Origin of the sequence: Sphaerospermopsis kisseleviana CS-549 (genome assembly GCF_028329225.1) — a bacterium.
GTDB classification, from domain to species: domain Bacteria; phylum Cyanobacteriota; class Cyanobacteriia; order Cyanobacteriales; family Nostocaceae; genus Sphaerospermopsis; species Sphaerospermopsis kisseleviana.
Map to the genome: position 1 here is coordinate 1 of NZ_JAQMTI010000028.1, position 14214 is coordinate 14214.

Annotated in this window: 16 protein-coding genes; 8 read left to right on the plus strand and 8 right to left on the minus strand. The window is 35.0% G+C overall.

All coding sequences use genetic code 11. The features are described 5' to 3' along the window. Positions 1-221: 221 nt before the first annotated feature. Together PN497_RS02195 and PN497_RS02200 are read left to right on the plus strand one after the other, a co-directional pair. Positions 222-563, plus strand: a complete 342-nt coding sequence (locus PN497_RS02195) for a hypothetical protein (RefSeq protein WP_096571741.1) — start codon at positions 222-224, stop codon at positions 561-563. Positions 564-575: 12 nt separating this feature from the next. Next, positions 576-992: a hypothetical protein gene (locus PN497_RS02200; RefSeq protein ID WP_096571740.1), complete on the plus strand. Its 417-nt coding sequence runs from the start codon at positions 576-578 to the stop codon at positions 990-992. 197 nt (positions 993-1189) lie between these two features. Here the strand turns inward: PN497_RS02200 and PN497_RS02205 are convergent, their stop codons facing one another. The 5 genes from PN497_RS02205 to acnB form a co-directional block, all read right to left on the minus strand. Next, the gene (locus PN497_RS02205) at positions 1190-1714 is read right to left on the minus strand and encodes an REP-associated tyrosine transposase (RefSeq protein ID WP_096571739.1); all 525 of its coding nucleotides are present in this window, start codon (positions 1712-1714) and stop codon (positions 1190-1192) included. 361 nt (positions 1715-2075) lie between these two features. After that, complete coding sequence (locus tag PN497_RS02210) at positions 2076-2342, minus strand: type II toxin-antitoxin system HicB family antitoxin (protein ID WP_096571738.1); 267 nt, start codon at positions 2340-2342, stop codon at positions 2076-2078. 42 nt (positions 2343-2384) lie between these two features. Continuing rightward, positions 2385-2726: a XisI protein gene (locus tag PN497_RS02215; RefSeq protein WP_096571737.1), complete on the minus strand. Its 342-nt coding sequence runs from the start codon at positions 2724-2726 to the stop codon at positions 2385-2387. After that, positions 2714-3130, minus strand: coding sequence for a XisH family protein (locus tag PN497_RS02220; RefSeq protein ID WP_096571736.1), 417 nt, complete (start codon positions 3128-3130; stop codon positions 2714-2716). Before PN497_RS02220 ends, PN497_RS02215 begins: the two co-directional genes overlap by 13 nt. 66 nt (positions 3131-3196) lie before the next feature. Continuing rightward, entirely contained in the window at positions 3197-5761 is a 2565-nt protein-coding gene (acnB, locus tag PN497_RS02225; protein WP_096571735.1) for a bifunctional aconitate hydratase 2/2-methylisocitrate dehydratase, read from the minus strand. Between the two features lie 212 nt (positions 5762-5973). Here acnB and PN497_RS02230 point away from each other — a divergent pair, with 212 nt between their 5' ends. Together PN497_RS02230 and PN497_RS02235 are read left to right on the plus strand one after the other, a co-directional pair. Further along, entirely contained in the window at positions 5974-6999 is a 1026-nt protein-coding gene (locus tag PN497_RS02230) for a DGQHR domain-containing protein (protein WP_096571734.1), read from the plus strand. A gap of 29 nt (positions 7000-7028) precedes the next feature. Next, positions 7029-7922 carry a hypothetical protein gene (locus tag PN497_RS02235; protein WP_096571733.1) on the plus strand — a complete coding sequence of 298 codons (894 nt, stop codon included), beginning with the start codon at positions 7029-7031 and terminating at the stop codon, positions 7920-7922. 38 nt (positions 7923-7960) lie between these two features. Here PN497_RS02235 and PN497_RS02240 read toward each other — a convergent pair whose 3' ends face one another. Continuing rightward, on the minus strand, positions 7961-8314 hold the full coding sequence (locus PN497_RS02240; RefSeq protein WP_096572834.1) for a hypothetical protein: 354 nt from the start codon (positions 8312-8314) through the stop codon (positions 7961-7963). 160 nt (positions 8315-8474) lie between these two features. Between PN497_RS02240 and PN497_RS02245 the strand changes: the two genes are divergently transcribed. Then, positions 8475-8708 carry a hypothetical protein gene (locus tag PN497_RS02245; protein ID WP_096571732.1) on the plus strand — a complete coding sequence of 78 codons (234 nt, stop codon included), beginning with the start codon at positions 8475-8477 and terminating at the stop codon, positions 8706-8708. A gap of 178 nt (positions 8709-8886) precedes the next feature. Here the strand turns inward: PN497_RS02245 and PN497_RS02250 are convergent, their stop codons facing one another. Both PN497_RS02250 and PN497_RS02255 read right to left on the minus strand, forming a co-directional pair. Beyond that, the gene (locus PN497_RS02250; protein ID WP_096571731.1) at positions 8887-9264 is read right to left on the minus strand and encodes a hypothetical protein; all 378 of its coding nucleotides are present in this window, start codon (positions 9262-9264) and stop codon (positions 8887-8889) included. A 528-nt stretch (positions 9265-9792) separates the two neighbouring features. Beyond that, on the minus strand, positions 9793-10851 hold the full coding sequence (locus tag PN497_RS02255; RefSeq protein ID WP_096572833.1) for an NAD(P)/FAD-dependent oxidoreductase: 1059 nt from the start codon (positions 10849-10851) through the stop codon (positions 9793-9795). Between the two features lie 102 nt (positions 10852-10953). Between PN497_RS02255 and PN497_RS02260 the strand changes: the two genes are divergently transcribed. The 3 genes from PN497_RS02260 to PN497_RS02270 all read left to right on the plus strand — a co-directional run bounded on the left by PN497_RS02260 (position 10954) and on the right by PN497_RS02270 (position 14210). After that, entirely contained in the window at positions 10954-11796 is an 843-nt protein-coding gene (locus tag PN497_RS02260) for a YaaW family protein (protein WP_096571730.1), read from the plus strand. Then, on the plus strand, positions 11778-13109 hold the full coding sequence (locus PN497_RS02265) for an O-antigen ligase family protein (RefSeq protein WP_096571729.1): 1332 nt from the start codon (positions 11778-11780) through the stop codon (positions 13107-13109). Before PN497_RS02260 ends, PN497_RS02265 begins: the two co-directional genes overlap by 19 nt. Before the next feature lie 120 nt (positions 13110-13229). Further along, a complete protein-coding gene (locus PN497_RS02270) occupies positions 13230-14210 on the plus strand; it encodes an RHS repeat domain-containing protein (RefSeq protein ID WP_272109495.1) in 981 nt (326 codons plus the stop codon). Positions 14211-14214 lie beyond the last annotated feature (4 nt).

Sequence of the window (14214 nt, forward strand, 5' to 3'; positions counted from 1 at the left end):
GAAGGCTTAATATACATAAGACATAAGTTACAAATATTGGATATTTTTACAAAAATTGCCTCTTTACCCTGTTAAGAGTTCCCTGTTAAGAGTTCCCTCTTTCAGACTGGTAATTTAGCATAACAAGTACGGTAGAACCAATAATATTTATTCAATTTGTTGTCTGATATTTTAGACAATGCAAAACAAACTATATTCCAACAACTTAACAGGTAACATCAATGTTTGCAGAAAAGCCGAAATATTTTGAAGATGGAAATTTTATCTACGAGTGTAAATCTTCTCCTGATAATTTAAATAGTCCTATTAATCAAGGTAGTCTCAGAAAATGGATTAATGACTTAAAGAAGGTCTTAAAAAGAAGACAACCTACCGGCTTTCGTTATATATTTCCTGTGAATCGGTTAGATGAAAATAACAAAAGTCTTTTAGAACAACTGAAAACAGAATTTCCCAAGATAGATATACAATATTATGATTGTGATTCAGTTGATAGACTTGTAAAATCCCTGGAAAAAGTCAATAGTTTACCTGAATTAGTTGAATATATTAAACAAGCATAGGAATTAATATTTATGTCTCAATCTCTTCATTTTGCAAAACTTAAATCTTTTACTGAAGAGTTTACCAAAGATAGAAAACATGATGATATTTTACAAGAGTTAAAGAAAACTTTGGAGAAAGAAGAAACCGAAAATATTGATGAAACACTAGACAGTAAATTTACTGAAGATATAGAGACTGAATCTGTTATGATAAATGCCTCTATACCCGAAGTAAGTAAATTACTCACACGTGAATCAGAAATTTTATTACACCCTAAATCACAACATTACTTTGTTAATGAAACAATATGGGAGGTTATAAAAGAAGTTATTTTTAAAGAATCTAAACAAGTTGAACAAAAGGAAGATTTTTTTAGCATAGCAGAAGACTATGTAAAACTTAAAGAATATTTTGACAAAAAAATGTTAGTTTTTGAGGCTTCATAAATTTAGATAGTGGCACAGGCTTCTAGCCTGTGAACCTGCTAAAATCAAACCTGTGAACCTGCTAAAATCAACCCTGTGAAAATCCAAAAATCAACCCTGTGAAAATTTAAAAATCAAGCCTATAAAGTATTTTTAATTCTTTTTAGTGGATAACAGGCAGGATGCCTGTTCCACAATTCAAAATTAAATTATTTTAACTAAAATTCCTCCCATAAAAAACGATAATCTTCAGGAGTTTCTACTAAATTAGCTTTAACCGGATTTTCCCGAATATAATTCCAAGTATTCACAAACTCTTGATGATTTCTCATTATCCGATCATATCTTTCATCTTGCCACACAATGCCAATATGCTTCATAACTTTGGGAATTTGCTTAGAACTATAACTTTTAATGCTATGTACAATAATGCTTAAAGACCAATATTCATTTTCTGATTTAGATAAAGGCTGCATTAACCAATGAACATGATCTGGCATAATTGCTAAAGCAAAAGTACGATATCTAATTTGATTTTGATTTTGATTTTGACTAGCATCAAAAAATAAACAACAGTTTAAAACTGTTTGCCTTGCTTCATTATTTAATTCTAACTTATCCCAAGTTTTAAAAGTGACAAAATAAACAGATCCCGCTAATTCCCAATGGGGTAAACATCTTTTTTTGATGTCTAGTTCTGGATTATTTTCCACAGGTAAAAGTTTAGATTTTTCTATTTCCATAGTTTTCAGATGATGTTGTTCATGATATTTACAGTATATCTAAAGTCACATAATTATAGTTAATTAAGTTAAGTGGCACAGGCTTCCAGCCTGTGAAAATGTGAAAATCAGACCTGTGAAATGATTAAGTTTAATTCTTGTAAGTAGAGGTTCTTCGGTACTTTTTATGGAGAACCCAGTTCAAAATCATTGAAAGCCTTATTGTGTCGGCATTTCATTGAAAATATTGGGGCATAATCGTTTATGACCTTTACCCCGTAAGGGTTTTGTTGTTATCAATCTTCGATTACCATAAAATCTACGCAAGAACCTAAGTAGATAACAGGCAAGATGCCTGTTCCACAGTATTTTACTATATATTTCAGGTGAGTCCCTTCCTCAATTCATAGATTTCTGATTGTTTTTCCTTTTCCTCAAATAACAAAAATTCATGTAATTCATTTATAGAAATAGGAGATTTATAAACATTATCTTCTGATTTATAAACATTTTCCAAAGATTCAATTGCTTCCTTTAATTTATTAACTGCATCTTCTTGAGTATCTCCCTGTCCAACAATACCATTTTCTAAACACAAACCTACCCAATAACCAGAACTTTGTCTGAGAACAACTGTGTAAAAGTTCATTTTTGTTTTCCTATAGATTAAATTTAGGATCAAGAGAAAGTATTAAGCAATAGCAAACTCTGTAAACTTCCGAGTTTCAGGATCATGAAAAGCCAAAACAATATCCTCTTTGGGTACACCTTCCCTTAATAACTCCGTTGCAATTCCTTCCTCAGTCCAATCTTCCTCAATATAAATCTTCTCATTTTTAATTCTCACATAAACCGAAATTGCTTTCACTCTTTTACGATTTTTCCAACCAATATTAAACCAAAGATATTGACTTCTTTGATCATCAAACATTAACACCTCATCTATATCAGGATCAGGTACTTGTGCGGAAATTCTCTCATATTCAGTCAGGATTTCTTTGATTATATTTTGGTAGCAAGTTAGTTTGTCCATTTGATAATCTCCTCTTTATTAATATCAACAACCAACAGTGAAACTTGATATTTTTGTAAAATTAATTCAATTGCAACTTGTTCAAAAAATTTTTCATAAATCTTTTCACCAATTGCTAAATAAACTTTATACTCAGGATGAGTCAGAGAAAGAAAGGTTTGATAAATCAGATATTGTCCTAACGCTGTTTCAAATTCTCGCATGGGAGAACGACTCAAAAAACTTTTAATTTCAATAACTATTTTTTCTCCTTCTCTGGTTGCGGAAATTGTTTTTTCAGCAGCTAAATCAGCAAGTAATTTAACTTCTTCATATTTAATCGGATATGGATCAAAAGTAATTGTCCAACCATCTTTAATTAAAGCATTTTTCACTGATTCATGGTAAATATCTTTTGCTGGCATTGTTTACCCTGATAATAAACTATTATAACATTCAGGTGAGTCCATCAAGACCCACCCTAACCTAAATTACACCAAAGCCGCCTGTTCCTCCTTACTAATTACCCTACCCTCATCCTCAAAACCAACAATTTGATCAAAATTCAAATAACGATACAAATTATCCGCAAAAGGATGGATTTTCTCACCCACAATATCCAAATATTCCTGCACATTAGGAATACGCCCCAACAACGCACAAACTGCCGCTAATTCTGCCGATCCTAAATACACTTGTGCGCCATTTCCCATGCGATTATTGAAGTTACGAGTAGAGGTAGAAAACACAGTAGTATTATCTTCCACTCTCGCCTGATTTCCCATACACAAACTGCATCCAGGAATCTCAGTTCTCGCTTTTGCACCTACGAAAACATCATACACACCTTCTACCTTTAATTGGTGTTCATCCATTCTTGTAGGTGGTGCGATCCATAACCTTGCTTTTACCTCACCTGCACCTTCTAAAACCTTGGCAGTTGCCCGATAATGACCGATATTTGTCATACAAGAACCAACAAAAACTTCTTGTACAGGATCATTAGCAACTTCCGATAATAACTTAACATTATCCGGGTCGTTGGGAGCAGCAACAATTGGTTCTTTGATTTCATTCAAATCAATTTCAATTATTTCTGCATATTCCGCATCTCCATCGGCTGATAATAACACAGGGTTGGCTAACCATGCTTCCATTTTTGCTACTCTTCTCATGATGGTTCGCGCATCAGAATAACCCCGTGCTACCATATTTTTTAACAGGGCAATATTTGACCGCAAATATTCGGCAATGGTTTCTTCACTCAATTTAATTGTACATCCAGCACAAGAACGTTCTGCGGAAGCATCTGTTAATTCAAATGCTTGTTCTACTTTTAAATTGGGTAAACCTTCAATTTCCATGATCCGTCCAGAAAAAACATTTTTCTTGTTCTTTTTCTCGACGGTTAATAATCCTTTTTGGATGGCAACATAAGGAATAGCGTTAACAATATCTCTCAAAGTTATTCCTGGTTGCAATTCTCCTTTAAATCTCACTAAAACTGATTCTGGCATATCTAAAGGCATTACACCCAATGCACCCGCAAAGGCCACTAAACCAGAACCCGCAGGGAAGGATAAACCCAAGGGGAAGCGGGTGTGGGAGTCTCCACCTGTTCCCACGGTGTCGGGTAATAACATCCGGTTTAACCAGGAGTGAATGATACCATCCCCAGGACGCAAAGCTACACCACCACGAGAGGAGATGAAGTCTGGTAATTCTTGATGGGTTTTAATATCCACTGGTTTGGGATATGCTGCGGTATGGCAGAAACTCTGCATTACTAAGTCTGCACTGAAACCTAAACAAGCAAGTTCTTTTAACTCGTCTCTTGTCATCGGTCCTGTAGTGTCCTGAGAACCGACTGTAGTCATAATTGGTTCGCAAGATGTCCCCGGACGTACACCGGGTAAACCACAAGCCTTCCCGACCATTTTTTGCGCCAATGAGAAGCCTTTTCCGGTGTCTGCTGGTTGTTGGGGACGAATAAATAATTTGCTGGGTTCTAAACCCAAAGCTTGACGGGTTTTGTCGGTGAGGGTACGTCCAATTAATAGGGGAATGCGTCCACCAGCGCGAACTTCGTCTAAAATGGTGTCAGGTTTGAGGGTGAAGGTGGCAATCACTTCTCCTGCTTTGGTAATTTGTCCTTTGTAGGGGTAAATTGTGATTACGTCACCGGTTTCCATTTTGGTAACATCGCATTGTATGGGTAATGCACCTGCATCTTCGGCTGTGTTAAAAAAGATAGGTGCGATCGCCCCACCTAAAATATAACCTCCGGCTCGTTTATTGGGAACGAAGGGAATATCATTGCCTAAATGCCATAATACAGAATTGATTGCAGACTTACGAGATGAACCGGTACCAACCACATCACCGACGTAAGCAACAGGATGTCCTTTTTTCTTCAAGTCTGCAATGGTTTCTAAACTTCCCGGTTGACGGGTTTCTAACATTGCTAAAGCGTGAAGGGGAATATCAGGACGGGTGGTAGCGTGGGTTGCGGGTGATAAGTCGTCGGTGTTAGTTTCTCCAGGAACTTTGAAAACTGTAACGGTGATAGCTTCGGGGAGTGTGGGACGAGAAGTAAACCATTCTGCTGCTGCCCAAGAGTCTATCACTTTTTTGGCGTATTTGTTGGTTTTTGCTAGTTCTAATACATCATGAAACGCATCATAAACCAATAAAATTTTACTTAATGCTGTGGCGGCGCTTTCTGCTACAGAGGACCTGAGTAAATCAATTAATGATTGTACGTTATAACCGCCTACCATTGTACCTAGTAATTCTACTGCTTCTAGGGGAGAAACTAGGGGACTGGTAATTTCTCCTTTTGCAATAGCTGTGAGAAAACCTGCTTTAACGTAAGCTGCTTGATCTACTCCGGGGGGTATGCGATCGCGTAATAAATGTAATAATAACTCTTCTTGTCCTTGGGGGGGATTTTTGAGTAATTCACATAATTCTGATGTTTGTTTTGCGTCTAATGGTAAGGGTGGAATACTTAATTGGGCGCGTTCTTGGGTATGTTGTTGATATTCTGCTAACATGATTTAGCTTTTCTCCTGCTATGTCTTGTTTTCTTTATTTTATTGTAAAGGAATTGTTACAGGAGTTACGAATGGACGGAATTGGTTAGAAATAACAATTTATTAATTTACAGATTATGATATTGGGTAGAAGGTCTTTAATAGATAAAATACTCATAATATATGTTATACTTGGGTAAGTATTCACGATTAAATTTAGAACTTGATTATTTATGACAATTGAAATTCCTGCATTTAAAATTATTCAAAACGAGATACCTATGCTTGTTTTTCTAACTAATGCGAAAACAATTTATGAACGCTTTGATGTTTCCAGAAGAATTGATGATAAAAAACTGGGGTATCAAAGGTCATTTTCTAAAACTAGAATCAAAGAGATCAAAAACTATATTAATGAGAAAGGTATCATACCTAACTCTATTTTAGTTAATATTGACGAAGGCAAATTTAATTATCAGGAAAATAATAATTTACTCATTTTAGAAGATACAGACTCTCTCGGTTTAATTATAGATGGACAGCATAGAGTTAATGGTTGCTATGATGCAAACCCTGATTTTCCATTAATGGTAATTGCAACTTTGGGATTATCTGTTAAAGATCAAGCAAGATTATTTGTCACAATTAACAAAACTCAAAAAGGTGTTCCAGCATCTCTATATTTAGATTTAATGGATTTATTAGATGGAGATATTGAAGATTTTGATGGAGAAGGAGTAACAGCAGAAAGACGAGCAAGAGAAATTGCTATTAGATTAAATGAAACAGATGAAAGTCCTTTGTATGAATTAATTAGAACAACGGGAGAAAGTGGTTTTGGAATATCTTTAAATGAATTTGTCAACCAAATTAAAGATTATGTAGAACCAAAAACAGGAAAACTAGCTAATTATGGTTTTGAACAGCAATATAAAATTTTTGAAATATATTTCCGTGCTGTTAAAGCAGTATTCTTAGAACAATGGGATAATCCTAAATCATATATTTTAAAAACCGTTGGATTTGGTGGACTCATGCAAGCATTTTATGAGATTTTTAATGTGGTTATGCAAAAACACAAGATGTTTAACACTGAAAATACCATTAAAGTTCTGGAACTAATTCAAGACTTTAAATTTGATAAAGATAATTTACCAAGTGGTGGTGGTTTTAAAGCGCAAGAAAAAGTTGCTGAAATGCTAGAAAGCAAATTAAAAAAAGCAGTGAGAGAAGATTTTGTAGTGATGATCGGAGATTAACTAAAAGATTAATTTGGAGATTTAAAAGGGTGTCATTAACATTTGAGGAAATTGCTATTGCTTTTAGCAATTGTAATAGCGATGCTAAAACGTCTTTTAAAAATCATTTGGTAAACTTGTATAAATCCAAAGAAGATTATGAAAAAGGATTTATTATTTCCGATGTAAATAATTACATACTGACAGATATAGAAAAACTCCTTTCTAAAGCAGTCTTAAATATTTGTGCTGCTGATAATTTGATAAAACAAGGTTATTTTAGTTGGGGTTTTGTAACATCCTATTATGCGAATTTTTTCTTGATACAAGGTTTAAACAGAACCCAGTTAAACTTTACCACTTGGGTATCACGTTCTATAGATTGTGTAGAAAAAGACTATCGAAAAAAGAATCTTCATATCATAGGTATTGCTAACTCATCGGATGAACATCAGAGACAGTTTAAACGGTTTTTTGAAAACTTTAGTCATTTCAGAAATCGCAAAGGAATTGATAGATACTGGAATATTGGAATCCAATCTTTTGAACTTGGGAACGAATCAGAAATAAGGAATAGGATTAATTATGAAATTCGTATAGATGCTTTTTATGAGTTAGATTTAGATATTGTAGAATTTCGGAAAATCATTAGAGATAATCAATATTCTCCCTTTACTGAATACAAAGAAAATTCACAAAAATTTGATAATTATTCACGACGTAATTTAAAATTAGCTATAGCTAGATTAAGAATGTTAACCTATACATTAAATTTTATTGCTGTGAGAAATTTAGAATATCAAAGTTATTATCAAAGGAATATGAAAAATAGATTAAAAGCGATTGATGATAAATATCCTGATGTAAGTAAATGGATTAAAGAACTTTTTCAGAAGTGGTTAATTTTTGATTCAGAACTTGTAGAAGAAGATGTGATCAGTTAATCTCTGTTAAATAATCATATCCAACAAATATTTCATGATCATTTAAAATCCTCTAAATCGTCAAAAACGCCTTCAGAATCAATAATTAGAGGAGTATATTTTAAACAACCTGAAGTTTCCTCAAAAAAATTAGCAGGCCAACCTTTTCCTTTAGGTTTATTTTCCTGTTGAAAATTATCATTATGTTTAACATAGGACTTACGTAAGATTGGACTAAAAACCTGATTCTGACGTAGGGGTAATTCATGAATTACCCCTACTTTCGTTCTGTTTTGCGTAAGTCCTGTAACAATAATAGTAACTGTTAAATCAGCATTACTAATATTTACAGGAATATCTAAATGTAATATTCCATCTTGTCCAACGTGAGAGTTTATAGTTATTGTTTCCATACAGATTACAAAAAAGGCAACTATATCATACAACAACACATTATACATCATATTTTTCAAAATCTCTCAATTCAATCCTGTAAATCCTTAAATCCTGGACATCCTGATTCTGACAATATGCTATAATTAGTTAACCAATAGATATCAATAACCACCAATTATGACCACAAACATACACTTCCAAGCAAAAGTAAATCACGGGAAAATCGAAATTCCCCTGGAATATCAACAACAAATAAACAGCGCGGAAATAGTTGAAATTGTAATTTTACAACCTATACCCAAAAAGAAACAATTTCCAGCAACAGGAATAATTAATAACTTAACTGCAAACCCGATCAAAATTGCTAATTTTCAACCACTGACTAGAGAAGAAGCAAATGAACGGTGGTAATATGACAACATACTTTATTGATTCCAATATTTGGCTTGATCGTTTTATCTTAAATAGTAGTGATTCCAACGCCATAAAAAAAGACTTTTTCAGTAAACCCTATTGAGTGAGATCCCAGACTTCTGGAAAAAGTCAGGGATCTGATGATAGTCGAAAGTTGTCTAGGAATTAACAGAAATCAACCAAACCAGTTAGAAGGTTGAAAACCTGGTTGAATTGTTTCACAAAGGTGTTGACTAATAAACTCTGCTTTTGCTTGCATGATTGAAAAAATCCCTTGGTGAATCAAGTTTTGTAGATGTAATTTTTGTTCTAAAGGATTACGGGATAACTTGTGATTGAAAAAACTCTCTTTGGGATTTTCAGCAAACTCTATTTGACTCTCAGAAACTCGACTATCAACACCAGGAAGACGATCAATTACAAAAGAAATTAGCTCTTGACGTAAATCAGGAACTGCAAAAACCTGTTGATAAGGTTGGTAGGGGTATGTATGCAAAACACTTTCAATTTCACTAATAACAGATTGCTGTGTTAACTTAACTACGGTTTTCATTTGTTCTTATCTCCTTTTCCATGCAAATAAATGATTGGTGCAACAAAACATTTATCTCAATAGCAATTTGGTAATGATAAGCAGTGATCACCCTTTCCCACACCATACCCGACACCCCCAATTCAAGATTTAATCTTGGCAAGATATCAGATGATTCAAAGTTGATGATATTTAGTTGTAATTTATACCTATTTAAAGATGTTATTTTCAAATAGGAATCTAGCTACTGCTTAATTACCGATGTTAGAGCTATACAAATATAATTATTTCATATTTACGCTATTTTGGTGAAAAACTACACAAAACGCAGCATAAACTATTAGGGATCAATTTTATTTACCTTTATTTACAAAAAATTTTGTTAATTATGCTTAACCTGAAAGTAAAGTTAAACTCACAATAAGATTTACATTACCTCTGATATTATTTCTATATGAAGCTGCTCCTAATTATGCCCCCGTCTGTGGGCTTATTTTGTCTTTCCCCAGAATTATATTCTGAGGGAAGAATTAAAGTGTAATTTACATATTAAAAAAATCTTAAAAAGTCCACATCTTCCATCAATAGATGTTGCAGTTGCTGATCAATTTCAGCAGCAGCAGCTAATCCCGAAACCATTGCTCCTTCTACCAAATTTCCGCCACACCAATCACCACAACAAACTAAAGGTAAAGGAGTATTGGCAGATAAACAAGGTATATCTAAAGGAGTACGAGGAAAAGCATAACGCCAACGATGTACTTGCATCCATTGAGGATTTTCTAACCAGGGAAGTGCTAAATTTTCTGCTGCTTTTTGCAACATATCATTACCAACAGGTTGTAAATCTTGGGTTTCTAGATGTTGTTGAGCGAACTTGGCGCTACTTTGTAACACAAAATGCGGTGGTTGTGATTGGTGACGCTTGCTACTATCGAATCCAATCCATGCTAAATCAGTATGATCATTAAAGGTTAAAGCTTTCCAATGGGGTAAGGGTTGAGAGTTGGGGGAAAATCCCGCCATGACACTAATACAAGGGTAAAACTCAACAGAATGCAAACTATCGAAAAAATCAGCACCCAATAAACTTTTACCCAAAGGCGCTAATAAATCTCCAGCTTGGGGTGCAGGAATAGCAACTATTAAAGCCTTGGCGTTTAATTGTTCATTATTGTCTAAAGTAAGATACCAAGCATTTTCTGTGGTAAGATTAATCTTGATCACACGCTGATTAAATAAAATTTCTAAACCAGGAGTGAGAAATTTAGCAATACTGCTCATTCCCTCTGGTGCAACATAACGCGGACTACAGTTTGCTGGTTGAGATATACCTTCAGTGATGGAAAATTCATAAACTATATCTGTCCAGATTTTCAGAATTTGCCGTTTTTGCAATAATTCCACAAAATTCGTGAATAATTCACCCTTTGGCTTGAGATAACAAGCACCATGATCCGCCCAAGTTTCCTGCAAACGCCGTGTAGCAACTCTTCCCCCCACACCACGAGATTTTTCCACCACTAAAACCCCATAACCAGCTTGACGTAACCGCTGGGCGCAAACTAAACCAGATATACCCGCACCAATGACAACAATATCAGTAATATGAGAATTTGACATATTTCACAATTCAACCTTGACAATAACTATTAAAAGCTAATAGTAGAATAGGGTACAGACTAGCAGCATGGAAGGGAGGATGGGAAATTGGATGAACTAAGGGCGGTACTAGAGTTAGCCACTGAAGAAGAACTACAAGACTTAACAGCTATTCTGTTTAGTCGCAAATTTAATCCCCTAGATTATGTTCACACACCCGAACCCATCGTAGTGCAAAGCCAAGATCGTCAAGCTTGGTTAGATGCAATAGAAAACCGCTTTCGCTTTTTAGCGGCTGATGGGATCACGGTATTACGGGGGCGCACTGATCAAGTAACTTACCGACAAGCATTAATTCAAGTATGTAAATATTTGAAAATTCCTTATTATGAGGATTTAGCAACTGTTGATTTAGAAGCAGAGGTATTTTTGCATCTTTTAGGAAAGGTGTGGAAAAAATTGCCAAAACAAGAACAACAAAAAATTGCCACTAAAATACAACGTCAGTTATTATCATCAGAGGAGCAAAAACCATTACCTCTGTCATTACAAAAAGATCCTTTAGGATTAATTTTCAAAGGTGGTAGTGCTTTAGCTGTAACTTCCGTGATTCAGCCTTATGTACTTCAACAAATTGCCCGTCAATTTGCCATTCATTTAGCTACCTATCAAGTAGCCAAAGAAGCCGCAATTACAGGTACACAAGTAGCCAGCAAACAGTTTCAAAGCTATGTCACAGCACAAATGGCGCGAAGGGGAATGACTGTAAGTGCAGCCCGTTATAGTGCAGTTCGCACAGTATTTGCTGTTGTCGGACCAATGATGTGGGCTTGGTTTTTTGCTGATTTAGGTTGGAGAGCGATCGCTACTAACTATGGTCGCATTATTCCTACTATTTTCACCCTCGCGCAAATTCGTCTCACCCGTGCAGAATGTTGGGAGTTAGCTTGAACAAGGCTTTTTATCATCCTGATTTTAGTTTGCAACCTGCGTGGAACAGTCTTCAATTTGGGTTGCTTGTTTTCCCTGTCAATCCATTTTTGGGGGCTGTAACTATTTGTTTGGCATCATTAATAACTTGGGCGAAAAAATACCGCACCATTAGCCAAAAACCCCTGCACAAAGGATTTGCAATTTTAAGTTTATTGTTGTTGATAACTACCGGGTTTGCCTCTCATAAATTAGAGGCTTTCCTGGGTTTATTCAACTTATTACCTTATTTTTTTGTATTTGCCGGATTAACTTCCCTAATTCAAACACCTGCTCAATTATGGCGAATAGCTTGGATTATGATCATAGGTTCTTTACCTGTGGTAATTATCGGTTTTGGACAATTATTTTTAGGTTGGAGTTTTAAAATACAATTTCTTTGGGTGTTAATAGATTTGACAATTTCCCCTGGAGGAGATCCACCCGGACGTATGGCTTCTGTGTTCATGCACGCCAATACTTTAGCCGCTTATTTGGTGACAATTTTTATTTTGGGTTTGGGTTTATGGCTAGACAATTATCAAAAACTCCAACAAAAAATCCCACAGAAAATCACAACTAATTACCGTCCCATTATTTTCTTAACAATAGCAGTAATTGCGAATTTTATAGCTTTGATTTTAACCAACTCTAGAAATGCTTGGGGAATAGCGATTATTACCTGTTTAGCTTATGCTTTATATCAAGGTTGGCGGTTAGTTGTCGCTGGTTTTTTGAGTATTGCCACTAGCATATTGTTAGCAGCTTTTGCACCAGGAGCGATCGCGCAATTTTTCCGACGTTTCGTTCCTTATTTTATTTGGGCTCGGTTAAATGATCAAATGTACCCTGATCGGCCAGTAGCATTAATGCGAAAAACTCAATGGGAATTTGCTTGGAATTTAACACAACAACATCCCTTTACAGGTTGGGGTTTACGCAGTTTTAGCGGACTTTATAAAACCAAAATGCAAATTGATCCAGGTCATCCCCACAACCTATTTTTAATGTTATCAGCAGAAACCGGTTTAATTACCACTTTGTTATTTTGTGGGTTACTAATTTGGATTTTAATTACTGCTAGTCAAATTCTATGGAAATCAGAATCTTTAGAACCAGAAAACAGAATCATCTTTTTTAGTTATTTATTAGCCTTTATCGGTTGGATAATATTTAATACAGTCGATGTCACAACATTTGATTTACGGTTAAGTACATTATTTTGGGTATTTTTAGCTGCCCTATGCGGTGTATGTTATCAGTATAAGTCACGTCATCATACCCATTCTATGTGAGGTGGCGCTATATTTCCGTAGGGGCAATTCATGAATTGCCCCTACCATGTATAATTTGTTGTAATTTGAAAACAATCGTTACAATACTTAATTTCAGAAGTAGAATTACACTCAGGGGCGGTGATAGAAACCCATTATTTAGTACCTTATCAATCTTTAGGAATTAGTCGAGGTATCAGTTTACGTTATGATTCAGAACGAGCAGATGCTAGACCAATTTTGCATTTTGGTTATAACAATGTCCCGAATGATTCTAATTTGAGATTGATGGCTGAATTAACAATTAAACGGGGTGATTTTAAGTTAGAAGTACCCGGTTTTGTTGGAGGTGAATTTGGCTTAAATGGCGGGGAAAATTTCTGGTCAATTCCTAATGGTGGTGGGAAGATTGATGCTGCACTACAGGCAGATTTGAGAACTTTAGATTCAGGTCGTTATGATTATGATTTAACCACTGGATTAATGCGATTAAATAATAATCAGTTGAATGGTTCTACTTCTACCAGTAAGGGTAAATTCCTACATATTAATACTGTAAATAGTGCTTTTGGTAGTGGTTGGGGATTAGCTGGTTTACAGGAAATAGTTGTTAATGCTGATCAGTCGGTAATTATTATTGATGGTAATGGTAGTGAGTTATTGTTTGAAAAGAAAGCAGATAATAGCTATAAATCACCAGTAGGCGATTTTTCCACCTTAGAACGTTTAAATGATGGTACTTTCCGCAGGACATTGAAGGATCAGACAGTTTATACCTTCAATGGGGAAAATCTGTTAACGAAAATGCGCGATCGCGTTGGTAATGAAACTCAGTATGTCTATGAAAATCGCCGGTTAATGAAAATGGTTGATCCGGTAGGTTTAGAAACTACTTTTACCTACAGCAATAATAGAATTATAGAAATAAAAGATCCGGCTGGTCGTAGCACTAAATTAACCTACGATACTAATGGTAATTTAATCAAAATTACAGATCCCGATGGGACAAGTCGTACTTGGGAATATGACCCTAATCATCTGATGATTTCTGAGGTTGATAAGCGAGGAAATAAAGAACAGACATTCTATGATTTTGCAGGAAGAGCAGAATCCGAAGTTTAACAAG

Bases quoted from the DNA above. Each gene is read 5' to 3' on its own strand.
- PN497_RS02195 (WP_096571741.1), top strand. From the start codon at position 222: ATGTTTGCAGAAAAGCCGAAATATTTTGAAGATGGAAATTTTATCTAC.
- PN497_RS02200 (WP_096571740.1), top strand. From the start codon at position 576: ATGTCTCAATCTCTTCATTTTGCAAAACTTAAATCTTTTACTGAAGAG.
- PN497_RS02205 (WP_096571739.1), bottom strand. From the start codon at position 1,714: ATGGAAATAGAAAAATCTAAACTTTTACCTGTGGAAAATAATCCAGAA.
- PN497_RS02210 (WP_096571738.1), bottom strand. From the start codon at position 2,342: ATGAACTTTTACACAGTTGTTCTCAGACAAAGTTCTGGTTATTGGGTA.
- PN497_RS02215 (WP_096571737.1), bottom strand. From the start codon at position 2,726: ATGGACAAACTAACTTGCTACCAAAATATAATCAAAGAAATCCTGACT.
- PN497_RS02220 (WP_096571736.1), bottom strand. From the start codon at position 3,130: ATGCCAGCAAAAGATATTTACCATGAATCAGTGAAAAATGCTTTAATT.
- acnB (WP_096571735.1), bottom strand. From the start codon at position 5,761: ATGTTAGCAGAATATCAACAACATACCCAAGAACGCGCCCAATTAAGT.
- PN497_RS02230 (WP_096571734.1), top strand. From the start codon at position 5,974: ATGACAATTGAAATTCCTGCATTTAAAATTATTCAAAACGAGATACCT.
- PN497_RS02240 (WP_096572834.1), bottom strand. From the start codon at position 8,314: ATGGAAACAATAACTATAAACTCTCACGTTGGACAAGATGGAATATTA.
- PN497_RS02245 (WP_096571732.1), top strand. From the start codon at position 8,475: ATGACCACAAACATACACTTCCAAGCAAAAGTAAATCACGGGAAAATC.
- PN497_RS02250 (WP_096571731.1), bottom strand. From the start codon at position 9,264: ATGAAAACCGTAGTTAAGTTAACACAGCAATCTGTTATTAGTGAAATT.
- PN497_RS02265 (WP_096571729.1), top strand. From the start codon at position 11,778: ATGTTGGGAGTTAGCTTGAACAAGGCTTTTTATCATCCTGATTTTAGT.